Below are 24,338 nucleotides of genomic sequence, written 5' to 3' on the forward strand. Positions count from 1 at the left end.
AGTTTTACGGTACCTGTTAATGTCAGATCCCAAGTTCATTCACCTAAGAATCCACAGTGATTTCTCTATGGTGGATGGTATCAACAAAGTTCCACCGCTCGTTAAGAAAGTCGCCGAACTCGGTATGCCTGCAATGGCGTTAACCGATTTCACCAACCTGTGTGGTTTGGTGAAATACTATGGCACCGCACACGGCAGTGGTGTGAAGCCAATCATCGGTGCAGACTTCAAAATGCAATCGGATGAGTTTGGTGAGGAGCTGACGCAATTAACGTTACTCGCAGCAAACAACGAAGGTTATAAAAACCTGACTTTGCTGATTTCAAAAGCTTACCTTCGTGGTCATGTACAACACCAACCGGTGCTCGACAAAGCTTGGTTGGCTGAACTATCAGAAGGTTTGATCGTTCTTTCAGGCGCGAAAAACGGTGAAATCGGTAAAGCATTGCTAAAAGGCAACCGCAAAGTTGTCGACAGTTGTGTCGAGTTTTACAACCAATACTTTCCAGACCGCTTCTACCTAGAATTGGTTCGTACTGGTCGTCCAGATGAAGAAACTTACCTTCACTTTGCGATTGAATTGGCGGAAGAGGTTGAGCTGCCAGTTGTCGCAACCAACGAAGTCGTTTTCATCAGTGAAGACTTGTTTGACGCCCATGAAATCCGCGTTGCGATCCATGATGGCTACACCTTAGAAGATCCGCGTCGTCCGAAGAACTACAGTTCAGAACAATACCTGCGTACTGAAGAGGAAATGTGCGAGCTGTTTGCCGACATTCCGGAAGCGTTAGAAAACAGTGTTGAAATTGCCAAGCGTTGTAACGTGACAGTACGTCTTGGTGAATACTTCCTTCCCGCCTTCCCAACTGAAGGTATGGAAGAGACCGACTTCTTGGTAATGAAGTCTCGTGAAGGTCTGGAAGAGCGTTTAGAGTTCCTGTTCCCAGATGAGGAAGAGCGAAAACAGCGTCGTCCTGAATACGATGATCGTCTGCAAATCGAACTCGACGTAATCAACCAAATGGGGTTCCCAGGCTACTTCTTGATCGTAATGGAGTTCATCCAATGGTCGAAAGACAACGCGATTCCGGTAGGTCCGGGTCGTGGTTCAGGTGCTGGTTCTTTGGTGGCATACGCATTGAAGATCACTGACCTTGATCCATTGGAATACGACCTTCTATTCGAACGTTTCTTGAACCCAGAACGTGTATCCATGCCCGATTTCGACGTCGACTTCTGTATGGATAAGCGTGACCAAGTAATTGATCACGTAGCGGAGATGTATGGCCGTGATGCGGTATCTCAGATCATCACCTTCGGTACCATGGCGGCGAAAGCGGTAATCCGCGACGTAGGCCGTGTACTGGGTCACCCGTTTGGCTTCGTTGATCGTATTTCAAAATTGGTTCCGCCTGATCCGGGTATGACGCTGGAAAAAGCGTTCAAAGCTGAGCCTGCACTGCCAGAGTTGTATGACGCAGACGAGGAAGTGAAAGAGCTTATCGACATGTGTCGCCTCCTTGAAGGTTGTACACGTAACGCCGGTAAGCACGCGGGTGGCGTTGTAATCTCACCAACCACCATTACTGACTTCGCGCCGATTTATGCCGACTCGGAAGGTCACTTCCCGGTTACTCAGTTTGATAAGAACGACGTTGAAACCGCCGGCCTGGTTAAGTTTGACTTCTTGGGTCTACGTACCCTCACCATCATCGACTGGGCGTTGGGTCTGATTAACCCGCGTCTAGAACGTGAAGGCAAAGATCCTGTTCGCATCGAATCGATTCCACTGGATGATGCGGCGTCATTCCGTTTGCTGCAAAACTCAGAAACCACTGCGGTATTCCAGCTTGAATCGCGCGGTATGAAAGAGCTGATCAAACGTCTGCAACCGGACTGTTTCGAAGACATCATCGCATTGGTGGCACTTTTCCGTCCGGGTCCACTGCAGTCGGGCATGGTAGATAACTTTATCGACCGTAAGCACGGCCGTGAGGCGATCTCATACCCAGATGAAAAGTGGCAACACGAATCGCTTAAAGAAATTCTCGATCCGACTTACGGCATCATCCTGTATCAAGAACAGGTAATGCAGATCGCACAGGTACTGTCTGGTTACACCCTAGGTGGGGCGGATATGCTTCGTCGTGCGATGGGTAAGAAAAAACCGGAAGAGATGGCGAAACAGCGTGCTACCTTCGAAGAGGGGGCAATTGCCAACGGCGTCGATGGCGAGTTGGCGATGAAGATCTTCGACTTGGTAGAGAAGTTCGCGGGTTACGGCTTTAACAAATCTCACTCGGCAGCCTATGCATTGGTTTCGTACCAAACGCTATGGCTGAAGATGCACTATCCAGCGGAGTTCATGGCAGCGGTAATGACCGCCGATATGGATAACACAGAGAAAGTGGTTGGCCTAGTAGACGAATGTTTCCGCATGAAGCTCACCGTGCTTCCGCCAGACATCAATGCCGGCTTGTACCGTTTTAACGTGGATGAGAATGGCGCGATTGTTTACGGTATTGGCGCGATTAAAGGCGTGGGTGAAGGCCCAATTGATGCAATTTTAGAAGCGCGCAACAAAGGCGGTCACTTCATCGACCTATTTGACTTCTGTGCGCGTATCGACCTGAAGAAGGTCAACAAGCGTGTAATCGAAAAGCTGATTTACGCAGGCGCACTCGACAGGCTAGGTCCACATCGTGCGGCATTGATGGCATCACTCAATGATGCGGTGAAAGCGGCAAGCCAACACCACCAAGCGGAAGCCTTTGGTCAAACCGATATGTTCGGTGTATTGACTGATGCGCCAGAAGAGGTGGAACACAAATATACTCAAGTACCAGCGTGGCCAGAGAAAGTATGGTTAGAGGGTGAACGTGAGACGCTCGGTTTATATTTGACCGGCCACCCAGTTAACGCATACATAAAGGAACTAAATAAGTACGTTAGTTGTCGACTAAAAGACGCGACCCCAACTCGTCGCGATCAATCCGTGACAGTGGCGGGTCTGGTGATTGCAGCTCGTGTGATGACAACTAAACGCGGTACGCGTATCGGTATCATGACTCTGGACGACCGAAGTGGTCGAATGGAGGTGATGTTGTTCTCGGATGCGCTTGATAGGTATGCAGAACTTCTCGAAAAAGATAAAATTCTGGTGGTTTCTGGACAGGTCAGCTTTGATGACTTCAACGGTGGCCTTAAAATGTCGGCGCGTGAAGTTATGGATCTGGGTACCGCACGTGAGAAATACGCACGTGGTTTGTCGGTATCTATTGATGCTAGCCAGATCAACGATAAATTCTTTGAGCAATTTACTCGTATTTTAGAACCGCACAAAGCCGGAACCGTACCTGTCAATGTATACTACCAGCGTGCCGACGCCAGAGCGCGGTTAACATTGGGCACCGAATGGCGAGTAACGCCAACAGATACATTACTAGACGATTTAAAACAGTTGCTTGGCAAAGGCCAAGTAGAACTCGAATTTAACTAAAAATTCAGCGCAATATGTAAGACGCTGAGTAAAAAAGGATTCATAGATGAGCCTAAACTTTCTTGAATTTGAAAAGCCAATTGCAGAACTAGAAGCGAAAATCGAAGCGCTACGTGACGTATCTCGTCACGGTGGTGATTCTGCGGTTGACCTTGATAAAGAAATCGAACAGCTTGAGAAAAAGAGCCTAGAACTTAAGAAGAAAACCTTCAGCAATCTAGGTGCATGGGAAACAGCTCAACTGGCTCGTCACCCTTTACGTCCATACACACTAGATTACATCAAGCACGCATTTGATGAATTTGATGAACTAGCGGGTGACCGTGCGTTTGCTGACGACAAAGCGATCGTTGGTGGTATCGCTCGTCTTGAAGGTCGCCCAGTGATGATCATTGGTCACCAGAAAGGTCGTGAGACCAAAGAAAAAGTAAAACGTAACTTTGGTATGCCTAAACCAGAAGGTTACCGTAAAGCGCTACGTTTGATGGAAATGGCAGAGCGTTTCAACATGCCTATCATCACTTTCATCGACACAGCAGGTGCATACCCAGGTGTTGGCGCAGAAGAGCGTGGCCAATCTGAAGCGATCGCGAAGAACCTTAAAGTGATGTCTGGTCTTAAAGTACCAGTAATCTGTAACGTTGTTGGCGAAGGCGGCTCAGGCGGTGCACTTGCAATCGGTGTAGGTGACTACGTGAACATGCTTCAGTACTCAACGTACTCAGTAATCTCTCCAGAAGGTTGTGCTTCAATCCTGTGGCGTGATTCAGACAAAGCACCACAAGCAGCAGACGCGATGGGCCTAACCGCTCCACGTCTGAAAGAGCTTGAGCTTATCGATGAAATCATCGAAGAGCCACTAGGCGGTGCACACCGTGACCACGTTCAAATGGCTGAAAACATGAAAGCAAACTTGCTTCGTCAGCTAGAAGATCTTGAGCAACTAGACCACGAAACGCTACTAGAGCGTCGTTACCAACGTCTAATGAACTACGGTTACTGCTAATTACAGCTGTCGCTAGGCGTTAGCTGAATTCTCGCAAGATTACAGATAAAATAGAAAGGGTTGGGCATGCGTCCAACCCTTTTTTGTTTCTATCGGATGATTTATGGAATCGCTTTACTCGCAATTTGCTCAAGTTCTTGATCGTTATTACCAATCAGGCACCAAGATTGTCTTGGCGTTTAGTGGTGGGGTGGATTCGCGTTTATTACTCGAGCTGCTTAGCCGTTATCGCCAAGCGCATTCGATAGACAATCAATCAGCAGATTCTAAATCCGTTAGCTGTCACGCGGTGTACGTACATCATGGTTTGAGTACGAATGCGGACGACTGGGCAAATCAATGTTTAGTTTGGGCTCAGCAAGCGGGAATCTCATGCTCGGTTGAGCATGTGAACTTAGACATCAATAGTGGTGAAAGCATTGAGTTGCTGGCGCGTGAAGCACGTTACCAGGTCTTAGCAAAGCATATCCAAATGGGTGACTTATTGCTGACAGGGCAACATGCCGATGACCAAGTGGAAACCTTCTTGTTAGCACTTAAACGTGGCAGCGGACCAAAGGGGTTATCATCGATGGCTGAAAGCATGCCGTTTGCTGATGGCACATTAGTTCGCCCATTACTGGCCGTTACGCGAGAGCAAATCGAGGCGGCAGCCAGAGAACAAAAGCTGGATTGGGTAGAAGACGAAAGCAACCAAGATACTCGTTACGATCGTAACTTCCTCCGTCATCGCATTGTGCCTGAGCTATCTGAACGTTGGCCGAGTATCCATCAAGCGGTGCAGCGCAGTGCGAGTTTGTGCGCGCAGCAAGAAGCTTTGCTGGACGAGTTGCTTAGCGCAGTGTTTGAACGTGCTCTACAAAGTGATTTGAGTCTTAGTATTGAAGAGTTAGCTACGCACAGTGAATTGGCTCGTGCGCGATTGGTTCGTATGTGGCTGGCTAAGCTAAATGCCAATATGCCAACACAAGTTCAGCTCAATTTGATTTGGAATGAGGTCGCGCTGGCGCAGCAAGATGCCAATCCAAAGCTTCAGCTCAAGCAGGGTGAAGTTCGTCGTTTTCAGAATCGCCTGTATTGGGTAACCGAAACGGTTGATGTCACGACGTGGCAGAGTGACATTCAAACCGATACTGCTTTGGTATTGCCTGAGCGACTCGGGGAGCTCACTTTGAGTACCAACTCAGAACAAGCCAGCATTGCTTTGCCGCCTCAACCTGAACTTCTCAGAGTGACGTTTAATCCGGAAGGACTCTCTGCGCACCCAACTACGCGGAATCACAGTCGTAAGCTGAAGAAGTTGTTTCAAGAGTACAACGTGCCGAGTTGGCTGCGTCGCCAGATCCCGATTCTGATGTACCAAGATCAGGTGGTGGCGGTCGGTGATTTGTTTGTTGATCAAGCCTTCAGTGGCCAAGATTGTGAACTTATCTGGCGCAAGTCGTTGTAATTCATGCCACAATGTCGATGATAAAATATAAAAATCCTTAAATAATAATCGATTAGGTGAAGCAATGAAGAAAACAATCATGGGCGCAATGGTGGCGCTAACCATGTTAAGTGGGCAAGCTCTGGCGGCAGGTGATGTAGCTGCAGGGCAAGCAAAAGCAGGCGTATGTGCTGCTTGTCATGGTGCGGATGGTATCGCGGTGATTCCTGGTTACCCAAACCTGAAAGGCCAGAATGAGCAATACATCGTAAGTTCAATCAAGGCGTACAAAGCGGGTCAACGCACAGGTGGCCTTGCTGCAGTGATGCAAGCGCAAGCGAATCTATTGTCAGACGAAGATATCGCAAACTTAGCAGCGTACTACGCAAGCTTGAAGTAAGCGCGGCTTGTCGCTGTAACCCAGGCAAAGATTTAGACCAAGCCAGAGCCAGTGCTCTGGTTTTTTCGTTTCGGGCATGCGGGATTGCTGACTGCGCGACTTTGTTACATTCATCGGCAAATAAATTCCACCAGTGTCAGGATTTTCAGGTGCTTGGTGACAACAAGGATTGAATGTTGTGAGACGCTAACCGATAATATGCGCAAACGATTGAAGCTTAAGGGATGAACATGAAAAAGATTGAAGCGATTATCAAGCCATTCAAATTGGATGATGTTCGAGAAGCATTGGCTGAAGTAGGCATTACAGGGATGACCGTCTCTGAAGTGAAAGGCTTTGGTCGTCAGAAAGGTCACACAGAATTGTACCGTGGTGCTGAGTACATGGTGGATTTCCTTCCTAAAGTGAAGCTAGAAATCGTAGTGACAGAAGACGTTGCAGACAAGTGTGTAGAAACCATCATTGAAACGGCGCAAACCGGTAAGATTGGTGATGGTAAGATCTTCGTAACCGACGTAGAGCGTGTAGTACGTATCCGTACGGGTGAAGAAGACGAAGACGCAATCTAATCTTTATCCAGATAGATATAAGATTTCACTACAGCATGTGGTGAAAATTTGAGTAAGCTAAAAGGGAGCCGAGAATGGCTCCTTTTTTATTGCTCGTATTTTTGATTCCATTTTATTTGCATTCAGGTAGGTCTATGTATCAGCGTTTAGCTTTTGCGTTAGTTTTTCTCATTATCGCTGGGTTTGTGAGTTTTCAGGTGATCTTTACTGTGCCGGAACAACCACAGATTGTTACTCAAACAGGGACGAACATTACTCAAGACATCCGCTGTATGGAGTTTAATAAGCCACAAGCGATTGATAAGGATGGTGAGCTTAACGTTTTGGTATGGAACATCTATAAGCAAAACAGAGACAACTGGCAACAAGCGCTCGATGCTTTCTCTGCCAATAAGCAGTTGTTGCTTTTACAAGAAGCCAGTTTGACCGATGAGTTTAAAAACTGGCTGGTGGAAGGCCATTGGATGAGCAACCAAGTAAGCGCGTTTAAGGCACTAGGAAGTGGTGCAGGGGTAATCAGTATTGCGCAGAAAGAGCCAATTCGTGCTTGCGCATACACTTCTAAAGAACCATGGCTGCGTTTGCCAAAGTCGGCTCTGTACAGCAAGTATCAACTTAGCAATGGCGAAACCCTCGCCGTGGTAAACATTCATGCGATTAACTTTACCGTTGGCACTGAAGAGTACACTTCACAGTTGTCTGGTTTAGAAATGGTTCTAAAAGAGCACAAAGGCCCAATTTTGTTTGCGGGGGATTTTAATAGCTGGAGTGAGGACCGCGTGAAAGCAATGAAGAAGGCTCTCCAAAAGGCAGACCTACAAGAAGCGAAGTTCAGTCAAGACAATCGCACTCAGTTCATTACCGGATTGCCGCTCGACCACGTATTTTATCGAGGTCTGACCCTCAAAAACGCGAAAGCGCCGCAGAGCGACGCTTCCGATCATAATCCATTATTGGTGTCGTTTACGCTTAACCACCAGTAAGGGCTCTTATGAACTCGCTTAAATGGCTTAAGCAATAACGATGTACAAGGCCCAAATCACGTAAAACGCAATCCAAGGCAGGCTCGAAATTACAAGAGCCTGTCCACGTTCAAACTCTGTCCAAGTCAGAACCACACCGTAACCAAGCACAATGTACCAAGGCAAAAGCAGCGGTAATGAGCTAGCAAAATGTGACCATTCATTAGTGAGTGGCAGTTTTAACAAACCATTTAGGCTGTTTAAATCCGCCGCGTACGTCATTACTTGACCGTGTTTTAGCAACAGGCTCGCATAGCTTGCGATGTCGCCTAGTACCGCTGGGAATAAGATTGCAGAAGCCGCCGCAAACCATTTCCAGTAACCGTATTGTTGTTTGCTTGCTTTAGTCGCTAGGAAGAACCACAGCGCCAAAAGCAGCAGAGTTGCAAAGCGGTTAAACACATCATTGATGATCGCACTTGCCATCAGCGTGTTTGGCTCCAACAGTTCAATCTGCTTAGGATCGACCTGTTGGAATTGAGCTGTTAATTGTTCACTTAACCAAGTGAAATCCACATTCGAGAAATAGGCACCCCAAAATAGGAATGGACTGAGCATCAAAAAGATGAACGGTTGCCACCCCCAGCCTCCACGCTGATACAGCGCCAAGAAGCTAGATGTTGGAGATCGAAAAATATCCAACAACATTACAAGCGGGTTACTCGATGGGTTCATACACTTACCTTAGTTACGTCAACATACAACTTGAGCTTCTGACCTGGTTTCAGGTACTTCTGCTTTTGAAGAGAATTCCATTTCACGATGTCGTTGCTCTTCACCTTAAACTTGCTCGCAATGCCACTGATGGTGTCGCCAGAACGCACGTCATAGAACACTGTGCGAATCACTGCGCCTTTGTCTGAGTTTTTCCAGATCACCAGCTTTTGGCCAACGCGCAAGGTGTCTTTTGGTCCCATGCCGTTCCATTTCGCCAGAGACTTATGAGAAACCTTGTTCTCTTTTGCGATAGACCACAAGCTCTCGCCAGATTGCACAACGTGAGTCAGTTTGAATTGACCGCGAGCTTGAGATTGCGTTTTGTTAAGGCGATTTTCGGCGGTAAGCGCGTACTTAGCATCGTCTTTTGTTGACGTTGGGATCATTAGGTACTGACCAACGCGAATATTGTTGTTTTTTAGGCCGTTAGCACGTTGGATAACTTTCGTTGTCGTACCGTACTTTTGAGCCAATACGCTGAGTGAGTCACCAGACTTCACTTTGTAGCGTGCGACCTTCATGCCTTTACCACGGTTCTTCTTCACTTGAGCAAGGAACTGATCCTTTTTCTCGATAGGAATAAGAAGCTGGTGCGGGCCATTCGGTGCTGTCGACCATTGGTTGTAAGCTGGGTTGTAGCCCTGCAGCTCTTTCACACCAATGCCTGCGTAATCTGCCGCAATCGCGAGATCCAATTGTTCTTTTGGATCGACTTGCGTAAGCACAGGTTTGTTCGGGATCGGTGGAATGTCGATGCCGTACTTATCTTGGTTCGCAATGATGTCTGCAAGCGCAAGTAGCTTAGGAACGTAACTGCTGGTCTCTTTTGGAAGATCTAGAGAGAAGAAGTCCGTAGGTTTACCTAGCTTTTTGTTCTTACGAATCGCGCTTGATACACGACCGCCGCCACTGTTGTAAGCAGCAATCGCTTGGTCCCAGTTACCGTCAAAGCGCTTGCTTTGTTGCTCTAGGTAATCAAGTGCTGCATCCGTCGCTGCGTACACATCACGACGACCGTCGTACCAGTAGTTCTGCTCTAGGCCCATCATCTTGCCGGTGCCAGGAACGAACTGCCAGAGACCTGCCGCGCTACCGTGTGAGTACGCGAATGGGTCAAATGAGCTCTCTACGATAGGTAGAAGCGCCAATTCCATTGGAAGACCACGTTCTTCAATACGTTTTGTAATCATGTACAAAAACGGCTGTGCACGCTCAGAAACGGTGCGCAGGTGGTTAGGGTGCTTCAGATACCATGTACGGTAGTAAGCGACTTTCTTGTTGTCTGGGATGTCCATTTCAAGCTGCATGCCGATACGACGCCATACATCTTTTTGTTCCTGAGGAGAAAGGGTTTTCGGCGTCTCTTTAGCAGGTTTCTTCGCTATCGATTGCTTTTTCTCGGAGTCCGCTTGAGCCGCGTCTTGTTTTACCGCTTGCTCGGACTTATTGGTTTCTGGTGTTGGTGTGTTTGTTGAATCTGACTGTGTCAATTGACAGCCAGAAAGTAGTAACGCCAACGCCCAACTGTACTTTAAACGCATGGATTCAGCCTATTTAGGGCCTGTTTATCTTCTCCTGCCTGTCGCGCAGCTAAGGTGCGTGGCAGTCGCAAGATAATAGACATCTTGTAACACTAACTAAGGGTAGGGCGTGAAAGCCGCTACTTTTATGCGATTGGGTGAAATACAAACAGCTTTATATCAGCCCCAAACGCAATAGAAGCGCCAGAGGCGCTTCTATGAAAATCAGCTCACGATAATACTTGCGTCGAGCAAAGTTACAAGCAGAAATTGGTTAAAATTCGTTCTTCCACTCACGTAAAGCTGTAAAAACCGAGCATGGGTCGCTATTTTCGATACGGTTTGTTACAGATTTTATGACCTCTGCGTTGGTTGCACGCAGGAATGGGTTAATTAACTTCTCTTTGCGAAGCGTGGTAGGAATGGTGGGAATGTTTAATCCGCGTAGTCGGTTTACGTCATCACGGTACTGGCGTAAGTGCTCATTGTCTGGCTCAACCGCTAGGGCAAAGGCGACGTTGCTTGCGGTGTATTCGTGCGCGCAGAACACTTCGGTCTCTTCTGGCAGCTTCATGATTTTGCTCAGTGACTCGAACATCTGCTCTGGTGTGCCCTCAAAAATACGACCACAACCTGCAGAGAACAGCACATCGCCACAGAACAATTTACCATCACCAGCGTAGCCGATGTGACCAAGCGTGTGACCCGGCAAACCCAGCACCATGAAGATTTCTCCGAAAAGCTCAAGCTTATCGCCTTCTTCCATTGCATTGGTTAATGTTGGGATAGGTTCAGCTTTTGGCCCTACAACAGAAACATGAGGAAAAGCATGAACTAAATCTGGAACGCCACCAATGTGATCGTTGTGGTGGTGCGTAATTAAGATCGCTTCTAAAGTTAATTCGTTAGCCTGCAAATATTCTAACACTGGCTTAGCATCGCCCGGATCGACCACGGCACATCGCTTGTCGCTATTTTGTATCAGCCAGATGTAATTATCATTAAATGCGGGTATGCTTTTGATCTCTAACACGATTCGTTCTCCGTCACCCTTTATATAGTCAGGTGGTTAATGAAACCAGCACTCAGCAACAAAACTTTACAGTACCCGTCGACTTGGTCAGACATGAACAATGGGCCGTGGGTACTTGAGTCAATCCAAACCCGACTTGATGAGTGGTGTCCGAAGCTGTTCGGTTACCACATGTTGAAATTGGGTGGTTTGAGCTGTGAGCTAACCAGCTGTAGTTGTAACATTCAACACCAAGTCAACGTAGATATCCAGAACCCGTTGCATAATGTCATCGCAGATGGTTACGAATTACCCTTTTTAGAAAAAAGCTTTGATGTTGTGGTGCTTGCTCATCAGCTTGACTATGCAAGTGATCCCCATCGACTGCTGCGAGAAGTTGATCGCGTCATGATGGATGATGGTTATCTCATTATTACGGGATTCAATCCGATCAGTCTCACTGGGCTAGCGAGTTTATTACCTTGGCGAAGAAATAATTTGCCATGGAGTGGTCGCATGTTCACGGTGAACCGGATTAAAGACTGGTTAGGGGTATTGAACTACCAAGTGATTCACTGCGATCGCTATGCGCTGTTTCCAATGACGCGTTACAAAACCATGTGGACGTGGTTAGAGAACAGTTTGGGTGATTGGGCGTCACCGGCGGGGAGTTTGTATTACATCGTGGCTCGTAAACGAACGTACCCTCTCAAGCCTATCAAGCCGCATTGGCGCTTGAAGAGAAAGCTAACACCACTTGGCGTGATGAACAGAGAGGGCAGTGCAGTGAAAAAGGTCTCAAGTAGTAAAAACTAGGACGCTTGATACCCTGTATCTTCTTCAGTTGGGTTTTCTGCGGCAGCGCGCGCTAGTTCATCACAGATTTCATTTTCACGATGACCTGCATGGCCTTTAACCCAATGCCAATCGACTTGGTGGCGAGCGGTTTCTTTATCAAGCGCTTGCCATAGGTCGGCATTCTTCACCGGCTTTTTATCCGCTGTTTTCCAGCCACGTTTCTTCCAGTTGTGAATCCACTGCGTAATGCCTTGGCGCACGTACTGGCTATCCGTCGTTAACGTCACTTGGCATGGCTCTTTTAGCGTTTGAAGTGCAACCACGGCGGCCAACATTTCCATGCGGTTATTCGTGGTCAGAGTGTAGCCTTTCGCGAGGGTCTTTTCTGTTTGCTTGTAACGCAAGACAATGCCGTAGCCGCCAGGGCCCGGATTGCCTAAACAAGATCCATCAGTGAAAATCTCAACGTGTTTGGTCATATTTTTGGTACTATTAGCCGAAACATTTAATAAAGCATAGTCTGACACACATAACCTTATGAATACCAGCAGCAATTCTGAACATAATCGTATTGTCGTTCTCGATACCGAAACCACGGGTATGAACCTAGAAGGTGGTCCTCACTACATGGGTCACCGCATCGTCGAAATTGGTGCCGTGGAGATCATCAACCGTAAGCTGACTGGTCGTCACTTTCACGTCTACTTAAAGCCTGACCGTGAAATCCAACCAGACGCGATTGGCGTCCACGGTATTACGGATGAATTCTTGGTCGATAAGCCAGAATACTCTGCCGTACACCAAGAGTTTCTAGATTTCATTAAAGGCGCCGAGCTGGTTGCCCACAACGCGCCCTTCGATACAGGCTTCATGGATTACGAGTTTGAAATGCTCGATCCGACCATCGGTAAAACGGATGATTTCTGTAAGGTGACCGATACCCTTGCCATGGCGAAGAAAATCTTCCCGGGCAAGCGAAACAACCTCGACGTATTGTGTGAACGTTACGGCATTGATAACTCACACCGTACTCTCCACGGGGCATTGCTCGATGCGGAGATTCTAGCCGACGTTTACCTACTGATGACCGGTGGACAAACAAGCCTCGAATTTAATGCCAATAAAAAAGACGGTGAAGCGGAAGGCATTCGTCGTGTTGAAGGAAGAAAAGCGCTAAAGGTTTTGCGTGCAACTGCCGATGAAGTAGAAGCACACCAGAAAAGACTCGAACTGGTGAACGACAGTATTTGGTAGTAGATAGGAGAGACTATGTTGAGGGCTTTGTCAGTCGCTATTTTAGCGTTCTGGAGTTGTTTCGCGTTTGCCGCGAGCGAGTCCGCCATGTCTTTGTTAGATAACCGCTTTCGTGTCGATCCTACCATCGAACAGATTACTTTTTTGGTTTATCGTGAACAGAGCTCTCAGCCTGTCGTCCTTGTCCGCCCTGACGGTAAAAAGTATTACGCTTGGGGCACCTACGACAACGTTCGTTGGTATCAAGAATCCTCCCTCGATATTATTTCGATAGATAAACCCATGCCAGGTCCGTGGCAGGCCGTCGGAAAAGTTACCCCGAAAAACAACATTCGTCTGATCTCACACTTAAAGCTCAGCACAGATGTATTCCCAAATCGCCTTTATCAGAATGAAGCGCTCAAGTTTACCGCACGTTTGACTTCAGACGATAAGCCGCTCGTACTGCGTGATTTCCTAGACCGCGTAAATCTGCGCGTCACCTTCACTAAATTTGTAGAAAACGAAGACGAACTGATCAAAGAAGCGCGTCCTGTACCTATGGTGATTGGCGAGTTTGCTGATGATGGCCGCGGGCTAGATGAAAAAGCTGGCGACGGTGTGTTTACCGTTCAACTGCCAATTGATATCGAGCCGGGTAAATACCGTGCACGTATTACGTCGGGCAATGGCGTATTTTTACGAGCTCAGGAGCAAGTGGTACTGGTTTACCCATCGCCAATCACACGCACCTTTATTCAAGCGCGTCATGCAGACCAACCACACCAGCTGGTGGTTAGTGGTGAGCAAGGCATGATCACGCCGGGATCCATTGCCGTGAACGTCGAGCAAGAAGCACCAGATGGCTTTATTAGTTACAGCCAAGGTCAAGTGTCTGCTGACGGTACCAAAACCACGCTTAAGATGGATAACGATCCAGAGTTAGGTAAGTACTCATGGCATGGTGAAGTCTTTGCCACAGACCTAGCAACCAAGCGCTCATTAGTCTTCCCAATCAAAGAGCAGTCATTTAGCGTCGTCGATGAAGTGGATCTCGAAGCTGCACGCTTAGCGAAAGAAGCTGAGATCGCCGAGCAACGCCGCATCGAAATGGAAAAACGCATCATCGCCGAGCGCGAAGCCGAACGTAAACGTAGCATGATCATCATTGTCATCGGCAACGTCATCGCACTGATTCTGGTGATTCTATTCTGGATTATCTGGAGCAAGCTCAAAGCTAAACGCCAAGCCATGCCAGAGATGCAATTAGAAGTGCCTAAGAAGTAGGGCGCAGAATTTTGATTATAGAACGGAGCCAATTGGCTCCGTTTTACTTTTTATGGTGCATCTAATTTTGTGACACTCTTGGCGAAGGTTATGAATATCGGTTCAATTTGCAAAATCATTCGTGGTATTCACTAAGTGGGTTAAAGCTGATTTGAGTGTGTGAAAGATTTAAGCTCCAAATCTCAAAGAAGCTAGGTGACTAGGAGGTCTCTGATGAAGTACAAAAAACGTCGGACGTACAAATATAACCTTCATTCCGAAGAACAGATTGAAACCGGTATCACCCTCGCACAGCCTTTTGATAGTCCGTTTCTGAGTCTATCTGAGCAAGGGTTGCTGACGATTAAGAAAGGTTACTCATGGGATGGGGCGAGTGGCCCAGCGATTGATACCAAGAACATCCTCAAGGCGTCTTTGGTGCATGATGCGTTGTATCAGCTCATGAGGGAGGAAGTATTGCCGCAAAGCAGTCGAGAGCAAGCGGATAGGCTTCTGCGTCAAATATGCCTTGAACATGGCATGTCGAATTTTAGAGCGACGTACATCTATTACGGAGTCAGAGTATTTGGCGGATTCTTTTCTAAACCGGATCTTTTGTCTGCCTAGTTAAGCTCTCTTGGTAAGAGGTTCTGAATCATGTTCGTTCCTCACTGTTCAAAATGACGAAAACCTAGGAACACTGTGCGTGTAGTAACCTGATAACTAAAAATAAACTGTCATTCTAGCGAGCTCCAGTGAGACTAATAATCTAATGTCAGCGCGCTGGGGCGTTTGTTTCTTCACCCTCTACAGAGTACTCGGTAGTAGATCCTACTTTGCACACTCAATCACTTCGCTGTTCCTTTACGTATCTATGTTAGACTCTCGCTATCAGCTATATGAATGACTTCTCATTTGTTTACCTGAGGGCAGCAACTGGGCTGCTGTATTCTTATTAAAGGCACAAAAATGAGTAAATTAACTTCAGCTGAACGTAAAGCACGTGACAACGAACGTTTCTCACAACGCGTGAGTGAGCGCCGTGAAAAAGGTGAAGATGTCGTTGCGTACGCATTGGCAAACAAAAAAGCGGTGAAGTTCTTAACTAAGTCAGAAAAGAAAGCATTGAACGAACGCAGAGCGACGCTTCAAGAAGAACTTAAGCTGAAAGAGCAGGAAGAACTGCGCAGAATTGAACAGTCGTTTATTGTTGAAGACGATAACGAACAATAAGCGCTTCTTTGCGATCGCCGTGTTGTGCGAAGCAGAGATTCAATAAAAAACGGGAGCCTCGGCTCCCGTTTTGCTTTCCTATTTATCGTTTAAGCCATCATCCGCTTAAGCGACGTTTTCCATCTGAGGGTAAAGCGGCTTTGCGGCCAATAGCTCTGGCTCAAAATCGTCTACGTTGATGGTATCTAGGCGATGCTGTTCTGCTTCTCTCAGCAAATCAGCTTCTTCTTGAGTAATGAAGCCTTGCTCTAGACCTTCTTGAGCAATCATATCCAAACGCATGAATGGACGGCGTTTACCCTGTGCTTTACATACCTTGTCAAACACAGGCTCAGCTTGAAGAATCACAGACAGTGCCAGCTCAATCTTACCTGCTGCGTTGTGTTCCGTTGGTTCTAGGTACTGACCACGACCAATACGTGAACGTGTTGCACTTGGCGTTTGTAGAATACGAGCTACTTTGCTGTCTAGCTTGTCGCTTGGTGCTTTACGTACGCGGCCAAATGGCATGATCAATACGCGTAGTGCACGACCAATCACTTTGTTCGGGAAGTTCGCTAGGAACTCATCAACTGCAGCTTCAGCTTGCTTCAAGCTGTCTTGCAAGCCCCAATGTACTAATGGCAAATCTTCAACAGGACGGCCATCTTGCTCAAAGCGTTTCAATGTTGCAGAACTCAGGTATAGCTGACTTAGAATATCACCAAGACGCGCAGACAGACGCTCTTTACGTTTCAACGAACCACCTAGTACTGCCATCGAGATATCCGACAGCAGAGCAAGGTTTGCGCTGTAACGGTTCAATTGTTGGTAGTAACGCTTGGTTGCGTCTTTGGTTGGTGATGAAGAACCTAGACCGTCACTTAGACCAAACCAAATACTGCGCACTAGGTTACTCATGGTGAAGCTCACGTGACCAGCTAGTGCTTTGTCGAACTTCTCAACCGCATCGCTAGCGTCAGAGTAAGCCGCGTTCATCTCTTCAAGTACGTAAGGGTGACAACGAATCGCGCCCTGACCGAAGATGATCATTGAACGAGTTAGGATGTTTGCACCTTCTACAGTTACCGCGATTGGCGCGCCTTGGTAACCACGCGCTAGGAAGTTAGAAGGACCCATACAGATGCCTTTACCACCTACGATGTCCATCGCGTCGATGATGCTTTGTTGACCACGGTGCGTACAGTGGTACTTCACGATAGCTGAGATAACCGAAGGTTTTTCACCTAGGTCGATACCCGCTACGGTTAAGTTACTTGCTGCATCCATTACGTAGGCGTTACCACCTAGGCGCGCTAATGGCTCTTCCACGCCTTCCATGTGACCGATAGGCTGTTTGAACTGACGACGAATGCGTGAGTAAGCGCCTGTTGCCATAGCCGCTGTTTTGATGCCGCCTGTTGAGTTTGAAGGTAGCGTGATACCACGACCAACCGATAGACACTCAACCAGCATACGCCAGCCTTGGCCTGCCATTTTTTCGCCACCGATGATGAAGTCCATCGGTACGAAGATGTCTTTACCGCGAGTTGGGCCATTTTGGAATGGTACGTTAAGCGGGAAGTGACGGTTACCTATCTCAACGCCTTTAAGGTCAGTTGGGATTAGAGCACAGGTGATACCAAGATCTTCTTGGTCACCTAGTAGGCCTTCTGGGTCACGTAGTTTGAATGCAAGACCAAGTACCGTTGCGACTGGCGCTAGAGTGATGTAACGCTTGTTCCAAGTTAGACGCATACCAAGGACTTCTTCACCTTGCCATTCGCCTTTACATACCACGCCGTAATCTGGGATAGAGCCCGCATCGGAACCTGCTTCTGGGCTAGTCAGTGCGAAACATGGGATTTCTTTACCTTCTGCTAGGCGCGGTAGGTAATGATTTTTTTGTTCTTCTGTACCGTAGTGTTGCAGAAGTTCACCAGGACCTAACGAGTTTGGTACGCCAACGGTAGAAGACAGCACGCCAGATACGCCAGTGAGTTTTTGCAGTACCAAAGATTGCGCGTATGCAGAAAATTCTAGGCCGCCGTATTTCTTTTTGATGATCATGGCGAAGAATTTGTTGTCTTTCAGGTATTGCCACACTTCTGGTGGAAGGTCAGCCAGCTCGTGCGTTACTTGGAAGTCACTCACCATGGCACACACTTCATTTACTGGGCCATCTAGGAAAGCTTGCTCTTCTTTGCTCAGCTTAGGCGCTTTGATTGCGTGAAGCTTTTGCCATTCAGGTTTGCCTTTGAATAGCTCGGCTTCCCACCAAACTGTACCTGCGTCCAATGCTTCTTTCTCGGTTTGAGACATAGCAGGCAGGACTTTCTTAAACATAACGAGTGCTTTGCGGCTAATGAGGGATTGGCGAATGCTAGAAACCGCGAACACTGCAACAGCAAGAACGTAAAGTGCCCAGCCAATAACACCAACTGAGCCTGCGATAGTCAGTGCTAGCATGGCAGCAGTTAGCAGACTGACGGATTTCACGAGTGACATTCTGTGGTAAAGCGTAATGCCTAATACAACTGTCATCGCTACGATTGAGAGCAAGATGTCCATATGTTTTTTCCTTTTCAGACTTTAATTATGTTGTACGTCTGTATTTTGGTAAGAGGTCTAACCAGTTCTCATAAGTGTAATCAAAATATTAATAAAATGTAAAACCCAAGATTGAGTAAAAAGTGATCTAAGTAGAGTTAAAATTCTAAAGTTGGGAGTTGGGTGATGATTTCGTAAGCAAGTTAACAAGTTTATTACCGCGATGAATCCAAATCTGTTGGATCGCTATCGACACTAATTCTCGTTTGTGGGTAAACTCAGAGTAATGAACTGTCCGGTGTGAATTTAGCATCAGAACAATTTGCCAAGTGAGAAGCGGAAACGCTCCGCTGTGGCCGAAATAATAAAGAGAACGTCTTATGTACCAAGATCTGATTAGAAGTGAATTAAACGAAGCTGCTGAAGTTCTGAATAAGTTTTTAAGTGATGACCACAACATCGCGCAAATCGAAGCGGCAGCGAAAATGATTGCTGACTCATTCAAGCAAGATGGTAAAGTGTTGTCGTGCGGTAACGGTGGTTCTCACTGTGACTCTATGCACTTTGCAGAAGAGCTAACAGGTCGTTACCGTGAAAACCGCCCAGGTTACGCTGGTATCGCTATTTCAGATCCAAGCCACCTTTCTTGTGTAAGTAACGACTTTGGTTACGATTTTGTATTCTCTCGTTACGTAGAAGCAGTAGGCCGCAAAGGTGACGTTCTGTTTGGTTTGTCGACTTCTGGCAACTCAGGCAACATCCTAAAAGCGATTGAAGCGGCACAAGCGAAAGGCATGAAGACTATCGCGTTAACGGGTAAAGATGGCGGTAAAATGGCAGGTCTTGCAGACATCGAGATCCGCGTACCACACTTTGGCTACGCAGACCGTATCCAAGAAGTGCACATTAAGATCATTCACATCATCATTCAGTTGATCGAAAAAGAGATGGAATAAGATTTACAACTAAGCCGAATACTGGCTTAGTTGTGTTTTAAGGTAAGGAGTTCGTTAAACCATGTGTGAATTGCTCGGCATGAGCGCAAATGTTCCTACAGATATTTGTTTCAGTTTTACAGGCTTGATGCAGCGCGGTGGTCGCACTGGCCCGCATCGTGATGGCTGGGGAATTACTTTCTATGAAGGAAAGGGGTTCCGTACTTTCAAAGATCCAAACCCAAGTTGTGACTCGAAAATTGCTGAGTTAGTGCAAAACTACCCGATCAAAAGTCGTGCGGTGGTCAGCCATATTCGCCAAGCAAACCGAGGTGGCGTGAATCTAGAAAACACACACCCGTTTACGCGTGAGCTTTGGGGACGTTATTGGACTTTTGCACACAATGGTCAGCTAACTGACTACCAAGATTTGTATACGGGTCGCCACCGTCCGGTCGGAGAAACCGACAGTGAGATGGCTTTCTGTTGGCTACTCAAGCAGATGGAAGACAAATACCCTGAGCCTCCTCAAGATATGGAAGCGGTCTTTGCTTATGTTGCCCAGTGCTGCGATAAGTTGAAAGAAAAGGGCGTGTTTAACATGCTGCTCAGCGACGGTGAGTTTGTGATGACTTACTGTACCAACCATCTTTACTGGATCACGCGTCGAGCACCATTTGGCAAGGCAGCGCTGTTGGATGAAGATGTAGAAATCAACTTCCAAGAAGAGACGACACCAAACGATGTGGTTTCTGTGATTGCGACTCAGCCTTTAACGGGCAATGAGACTTGGCATCGAATGAAGCCGGGTGAGTATGGCTTGTTCCATGTTGGTGAGTTGATATTGAACAACGCCGAAGCGCTAACTGATGTACCGTTTGCCGCGCCGAAGCCGGGTAATCAAGCGCCGACTGAGCCGTTGGAGTGATGGCTTTCTCGCAGTAAAACATTCGAATAAAACAAAAGGCAGCTTGATAGCTGCCTTTTTGCGTTTGGTGTTTGGAGTTGAGAACTACTCGTCGGCGTAGCCGTGAGCACTTAGCTCAAAACCATCGAGATACGCTTTGCCTTCAGTCATCGATAATCGCCCGTCGACTAACCACTTAGTCACCATTGGGTAGATATTGTGCTCTTGAGTCTGCACGCGTGCGGCAAGTGCATCGGCATCATCGTCTTCAAACACCGGTACTTTAGCTTGCAGCACAACAGGACCACCGTCTAATTCTTCTGTGACAAAGTGAACGCTGGTGCCGTGCTCTTTGTCTCCGGCATCAATGGCACGCTGGTGGGTGTGTAAACCCGGATACTTAGGCAATAGAGAAGGGTGGATGTTGATCATCTTACCCAGGTAATGGGAAACAAACGCGCTGCTGAGGATACGCATGTAACCTGCCAGTACAATCACATCTGGTTGGTATTCATCAATTTGCTTCATCAGTTCGGCATCAAAGTCTTCACGAGATTCAAATGCTTTAGGATCGACAAAGTGACCATTCACATCAAACTGTTTTGCACGCTCCAAACCGTAGGCATCAGCTTTGTTGGAAAAAACCGCTGCCACTTGTGCGTTTGGCATGTTGGCTTCACAGGCTTCAAGTATTGCTTGTAGGTTACTGCCGTTACCCGAAATGAGGACCACTATGTTTTTCATGATATTGAGACTGCCTTGATACTGTAGGTTTGACGTGCTTAATCACTAAATTACCTACTATTAGAATGGTTTTCGATGTTCCAGATAGCAGAATGAGGACATGGCGTCCTCATTCTTTTTATTTTTTGAGCTTGATTCGCAAGTTATTGGATTTCAACTTGCTCTTCATTGGCTTCTGCTTGAGCGATTTCACCAATCACCCATGCGTTTTCGCCTTCTTCTTGAAGAAGAGCAACCGCTGCGTCTGCTTGGTCTTTTGGTAGTGCAACGACTAGACCAACACCACAGTTGAACGTACGGTACATTTCGTGCGTTTCAACGTTGCCTTTCTCTTGTAGCCATTTGAAGATGATTGGCCATTCCCAGCTGCTACCATCGATAACAGCTTTCGTGCCTTCAGGTAGTACGCGTGGGATGTTTTCCCAGAAACCACCACCAGTGATGTGAGAAATCGCGTGGATGTCGTGCTTCTCAATCATCTTCAGTGCTGATTTGATGTAAATCTTAGTTGGTTCTAGTAGGTGTTCACCGATAGTACGACCTGCTAGCTCTTCGTTCTTATCTGCGCCAGATACTTCTAGGATCTTACGGATAAGCGAGTAACCATTTGAGTGTGGACCGCTTGAGCCTACAGCGATTAGTGCGTCGCCTGCTGCTACTTTCGTGCCGTCAATCACGTCTTCTTTTTCTACTACGCCAACACAGAAGCCTGCAACGTCGTAGTCTTCGCCTTCATACATGCCCGGCATTTCAGCAGTTTCACCACCGATAAGTGCACAGCCTGCTTGAACACAGCCATCAGCAATGCCAGAAACCACATCTGCTGCTGTGTCTACGTCTAGCTTGCCAGTCGCGTAGTAATCTAGGAAGAATAGCGGCTCAGCACCTTGCACGATTAGGTCGTTTACACACATCGCGACTAGGTCTACACCGATGGTGTCGTGCTTGTTCATATCCAGTGCTAGACGAAGTTTTGTACCTACACCGTCAGTACCAGAAACCAGTACAGGTTGTTTGTATTTAGTCGGTAATTCACACAGTGCGCCAAAACCACCGATACCACCCATCACTTCAGGGCGACGAGTACGCTTAACCGCACCTTTAATACGATCTACAAGCGCGTTGCCTGCATCAATATCTACACCAGCGTCTTTATAGCTAAGAGAAGAGTTGTTACCACTCACAGGGAAGTCCTCGGTTTTTAAGTTGGATATGAAAACGGCGCTATTCTACCAGTGGTTAAATACAGATAGCAAACGTTTGCGTCGGTTTTTTTCTTTAGTGATCTATCCTGATATCCCTGCAAAAATCATGTATAATCTGAAGGTTTGTTTAAATATTGCCAAAAAAGCCGGAGATGGAAATGAAAGTTGTTGAAGTTAAACACCCTCTAGTAAAACACAAAATTGGTCTAATGCGAGAAGGTGACATCAGCACGAAGCGTTTTCGTGAGTTAGCGACAGAAGTCGGTAGCCTACTTACTTACGAAGCGACAGCAGACTTTGAAACAGAAAAAGTAACCATTGAAGGTTGGAACGGTCCTGTAGAAGTTGACCAAATCAAAGGTAAGAAAGTGACAGTAGTGCCAATCCTACGTGCTGGTCTTGGCATGATGGACGGCGTACTTGAGCACATGCCAAGTGCACGTATCAGTGTTGTTGGTATCTACCGTGACGAAGAAACACTTGAGCCAGTACCTTACTTCAACAAGCTTGCTTCTAACATCGACGAGCGTATTGCTCTAGTTGTTGACCCAATGCTTGCAACGGGCGGTTCTATGATCGCAACAATCGATCTTCTAAAAGAGAAAGGTTGTCAGGCAATCAAAGTACTTGTTCTTGTAGCTGCTCCTGAAGGTATTGAAGCGCTAGAAAAAGCTCACCCAGACGTTGAGCTATACACAGCAGCAATCGATGAGAAGCTAAACGACAAAGGCTACATCGTTCCTGGTCTTGGTGACGCAGGTGACAAGATCTTCGGTACTAAATAATTTGAGCTTGGTGCTAGATTATTACTGAATTGAAAGAACAAAGGCTTGGTGAAAACCAAGCCTTTTTTGCATCTGTTATGTAGAAGCTAGTTACGAGATGCGAGAGTAGGAAAGGCGACTTAATTCGATTAAGCCGCACTTGCAAATTACTTCGCGTTCTCTTCTTCCATTTGTGCGTTATCCACCACGTGGTTTTCACCAAGGTCGTGTGGTAGCACTAGGTTAAGAATGATAGCCACGATACCACATAGGCTCACACCTTGTAGGCTGAACTCGCCAATACCGAAAGCCATGCCGCCGATACCAAACACTAGCGTTACTGCTACGATCACTAGGTTACGTGATTTGTGAAGGTCAACGTGGTTCTTGATCAGTGTGTTCAGACCGACTGTTGCGATAGAGCCGAACAGTAGAATCATGATGCCGCCCATAACTGGAACTGGAATCGTTTGTAGAGTCGCACCTAGCTTACCAACCAACGCAAGTACGATGGCTGTGATTGCTGCCCATGTCATGATTACAGGGTTGAATGCTTTCGTTAGCATTACCGCGCCGGTTACTTCACTGTAAGTCGTGTTTGGTGGCGCGCCAACCATAGAAGCAGCAATTGTTGCTACCCCGTCACCCGCGATAGTGCGGTGAAGACCTGGCTTCTTCAGATAGTTTTTACCCGTTACGTTAGAAATCGCTAGCATGTCACCTACGTGCTCTACCGCAGGAGCGATGGCTACAGGGATCATGAATAAGATAGCGTTGATGTTGAATTCAGGCGCGGTGAAGTTTGGCATTGCTAGCCAAGCCGCTTGAGTAACCGGAGTGAAATCGACCACGCCGTAGAATAGAGACACAGTGTAGCCTACCAAGATACCGCCGACGATAGGAACCAGTTTTAGGAAGCCTTTCGCGAATACGCTTAAGGCAATCGTCGTTAGCAATGACACTGCGGAGATGATAATCGCTGCGTCGCCGTTCACTAATTGAATTGCGCCGTCACCTGATTTACCAACCGCCATGTTTACAGCCGTTGGTGCTAAGCCAAGACCAATCACCATGATTACAGGGCCAACCACGACAGGTGGAAGAATCTTATGGATGAATCCAACACCGCGCACTTTGATCATCGCACCAAGGCCAACGTAAACCAAACCTGCAGCCATCAAGCCACCCATGGTTGCTCCGATACCCCAAGTTTGGATACCGAACATGATAGGAGCAATAAACGCGAAAGAAGAGGCAAGGAAGATTGGAACAGAACGTTTAGTAATCAGTTGGAAAAGAAGAGTACCGACACCAGCACCAAACAAAGCAACGTTTGGGTCAAGGCCAGTCAGAAGTGGCACAAGTACGAGAGCACCAAAAGCGACAAAGAGCATCTGAGCGCCTTGTAACGCATTTTTCATAATAATTCCCTATTCAAAGATACGCAGACAAATCCGGCGAATCTTATCATCTAGCAATCGATTGCAATGTTGCCTAGATCAAACTTTTGTGTGGATTTATAAGGTCAGCGAATGTTTAGTTTCATGCGG

General features: G+C 47.1%; 22 protein-coding genes. 14 read left to right on the forward strand and 8 right to left on the reverse strand.

The window, feature by feature from the left end; translation table 11 throughout:
- Positions 1-19: 19 nt before the first annotated feature.
- From dnaE to H735_RS19750, 6 genes are all read left to right on the forward strand, one after another.
- Positions 20-3,499 (forward strand): DNA polymerase III subunit alpha, encoded by a 3,480-nt coding sequence (dnaE, locus tag H735_RS19725; RefSeq protein ID WP_020195499.1) that lies wholly within the window; start codon positions 20-22, stop codon positions 3,497-3,499.
- Between the two features lie 46 nt (positions 3,500-3,545).
- Positions 3,546-4,505, forward strand: coding sequence for an acetyl-CoA carboxylase carboxyl transferase subunit alpha (gene accA / locus H735_RS19730; RefSeq protein ID WP_005436807.1), 960 nt, complete (start codon positions 3,546-3,548; stop codon positions 4,503-4,505).
- A 103-nt stretch (positions 4,506-4,608) separates the two neighbouring features.
- The gene (gene tilS, locus H735_RS19735) at positions 4,609-5,955 is read left to right on the forward strand and encodes a tRNA lysidine(34) synthetase TilS (RefSeq protein WP_020195500.1); all 1,347 of its coding nucleotides are present in this window, start codon (positions 4,609-4,611) and stop codon (positions 5,953-5,955) included.
- Between the two features lie 64 nt (positions 5,956-6,019).
- A complete protein-coding gene (locus tag H735_RS19740; RefSeq protein ID WP_009707411.1) occupies positions 6,020-6,334 on the forward strand; it encodes a c-type cytochrome in 315 nt (104 codons plus the stop codon).
- A 230-nt stretch (positions 6,335-6,564) separates the two neighbouring features.
- Complete coding sequence (gene glnB / locus H735_RS19745) at positions 6,565-6,903, forward strand: nitrogen regulatory protein P-II (RefSeq protein WP_005436810.1); 339 nt, start codon at positions 6,565-6,567, stop codon at positions 6,901-6,903.
- A gap of 134 nt (positions 6,904-7,037) precedes the next feature.
- Positions 7,038-7,886, forward strand: coding sequence for an endonuclease/exonuclease/phosphatase family protein (locus H735_RS19750; protein ID WP_020195501.1), 849 nt, complete (start codon positions 7,038-7,040; stop codon positions 7,884-7,886).
- Positions 7,887-7,913: 27 nt separating this feature from the next.
- Here H735_RS19750 and H735_RS19755 read toward each other — a convergent pair whose 3' ends face one another.
- The 3 genes from H735_RS19755 to gloB all read right to left on the reverse strand — a co-directional run bounded on the left by H735_RS19755 (position 7,914) and on the right by gloB (position 11,195).
- Positions 7,914-8,600 (reverse strand): YIP1 family protein, encoded by a 687-nt coding sequence (locus tag H735_RS19755; protein WP_005436814.1) that lies wholly within the window; start codon positions 8,598-8,600, stop codon positions 7,914-7,916.
- Positions 8,597-10,183, reverse strand: a complete 1,587-nt coding sequence (locus H735_RS19760; protein WP_020195502.1) for a lytic transglycosylase — start codon at positions 10,181-10,183, stop codon at positions 8,597-8,599. Before H735_RS19760 ends, H735_RS19755 begins: the two co-directional genes overlap by 4 nt.
- Before the next feature lie 253 nt (positions 10,184-10,436).
- The gene (gene gloB / locus H735_RS19765; RefSeq protein WP_020195503.1) at positions 10,437-11,195 is read right to left on the reverse strand and encodes a hydroxyacylglutathione hydrolase; all 759 of its coding nucleotides are present in this window, start codon (positions 11,193-11,195) and stop codon (positions 10,437-10,439) included.
- Between the two features lie 39 nt (positions 11,196-11,234).
- Between gloB and H735_RS19770 the strand changes: the two genes are divergently transcribed.
- Positions 11,235-11,990 carry a class I SAM-dependent methyltransferase gene (locus H735_RS19770; protein ID WP_020195504.1) on the forward strand — a complete coding sequence of 252 codons (756 nt, stop codon included), beginning with the start codon at positions 11,235-11,237 and terminating at the stop codon, positions 11,988-11,990.
- Here H735_RS19770 and rnhA read toward each other — a convergent pair.
- Entirely contained in the window at positions 11,987-12,451 is a 465-nt protein-coding gene (gene rnhA, locus H735_RS19775; protein ID WP_005446139.1) for a ribonuclease HI, read from the reverse strand. The genes H735_RS19770 and rnhA overlap by 4 nt on opposite strands.
- A gap of 58 nt (positions 12,452-12,509) precedes the next feature.
- Between rnhA and dnaQ the strand changes: the two genes are divergently transcribed.
- The 4 genes from dnaQ to H735_RS19795 all read left to right on the forward strand — a co-directional run bounded on the left by dnaQ (position 12,510) and on the right by H735_RS19795 (position 15,704).
- Positions 12,510-13,226 carry a DNA polymerase III subunit epsilon gene (gene dnaQ / locus H735_RS19780; RefSeq protein ID WP_020195505.1) on the forward strand — a complete coding sequence of 239 codons (717 nt, stop codon included), beginning with the start codon at positions 12,510-12,512 and terminating at the stop codon, positions 13,224-13,226.
- A 15-nt stretch (positions 13,227-13,241) separates the two neighbouring features.
- Positions 13,242-14,492 carry a TIGR03503 family protein gene (locus tag H735_RS19785; protein WP_020195506.1) on the forward strand — a complete coding sequence of 417 codons (1,251 nt, stop codon included), beginning with the start codon at positions 13,242-13,244 and terminating at the stop codon, positions 14,490-14,492.
- Positions 14,493-14,705: 213 nt separating this feature from the next.
- Positions 14,706-15,098: a DUF1353 domain-containing protein gene (locus H735_RS19790; RefSeq protein ID WP_020195507.1), complete on the forward strand. Its 393-nt coding sequence runs from the start codon at positions 14,706-14,708 to the stop codon at positions 15,096-15,098.
- A 342-nt stretch (positions 15,099-15,440) separates the two neighbouring features.
- A complete protein-coding gene (locus H735_RS19795; RefSeq protein WP_020195508.1) occupies positions 15,441-15,704 on the forward strand; it encodes a hypothetical protein in 264 nt (87 codons plus the stop codon).
- A 105-nt stretch (positions 15,705-15,809) separates the two neighbouring features.
- On the opposite strand, the gene fadE is transcribed toward H735_RS19795, so the two are convergent.
- The gene (gene fadE / locus H735_RS19800) at positions 15,810-18,254 is read right to left on the reverse strand and encodes an acyl-CoA dehydrogenase FadE (RefSeq protein ID WP_020195509.1); all 2,445 of its coding nucleotides are present in this window, start codon (positions 18,252-18,254) and stop codon (positions 15,810-15,812) included.
- A gap of 359 nt (positions 18,255-18,613) precedes the next feature.
- Here fadE and lpcA point away from each other — a divergent pair, with 359 nt between their 5' ends.
- Positions 18,614-19,189, forward strand: a complete 576-nt coding sequence (lpcA, locus tag H735_RS19805) for a D-sedoheptulose 7-phosphate isomerase (RefSeq protein ID WP_005436835.1) — start codon at positions 18,614-18,616, stop codon at positions 19,187-19,189.
- 61 nt (positions 19,190-19,250) lie between these two features.
- Complete coding sequence (locus H735_RS19810; RefSeq protein WP_005436836.1) at positions 19,251-20,096, forward strand: class II glutamine amidotransferase; 846 nt, start codon at positions 19,251-19,253, stop codon at positions 20,094-20,096.
- Positions 20,097-20,180: 84 nt separating this feature from the next.
- Here H735_RS19810 and purN read toward each other — a convergent pair whose 3' ends face one another.
- The gene (gene purN, locus H735_RS19815) at positions 20,181-20,819 is read right to left on the reverse strand and encodes a phosphoribosylglycinamide formyltransferase (RefSeq protein ID WP_020195510.1); all 639 of its coding nucleotides are present in this window, start codon (positions 20,817-20,819) and stop codon (positions 20,181-20,183) included.
- 143 nt (positions 20,820-20,962) lie between these two features.
- Entirely contained in the window at positions 20,963-22,003 is a 1,041-nt protein-coding gene (purM, locus tag H735_RS19820) for a phosphoribosylformylglycinamidine cyclo-ligase (protein WP_020195511.1), read from the reverse strand.
- 179 nt (positions 22,004-22,182) lie between these two features.
- Here purM and upp point away from each other — a divergent pair, with 179 nt between their 5' ends.
- Positions 22,183-22,809: a uracil phosphoribosyltransferase gene (upp, locus tag H735_RS19825; RefSeq protein ID WP_005445324.1), complete on the forward strand. Its 627-nt coding sequence runs from the start codon at positions 22,183-22,185 to the stop codon at positions 22,807-22,809.
- Between the two features lie 146 nt (positions 22,810-22,955).
- On the opposite strand, the gene H735_RS19830 is transcribed toward upp, so the two are convergent.
- Complete coding sequence (locus H735_RS19830) at positions 22,956-24,209, reverse strand: uracil-xanthine permease family protein (protein ID WP_020195512.1); 1,254 nt, start codon at positions 24,207-24,209, stop codon at positions 22,956-22,958.
- Between the last annotated feature and the right edge of the window lie 129 nt (positions 24,210-24,338).

The organism is Vibrio owensii CAIM 1854 = LMG 25443, from assembly GCF_000817815.1.
GTDB classification, from domain to species: Bacteria; Pseudomonadota; Gammaproteobacteria; order Enterobacterales; family Vibrionaceae; genus Vibrio; species Vibrio owensii.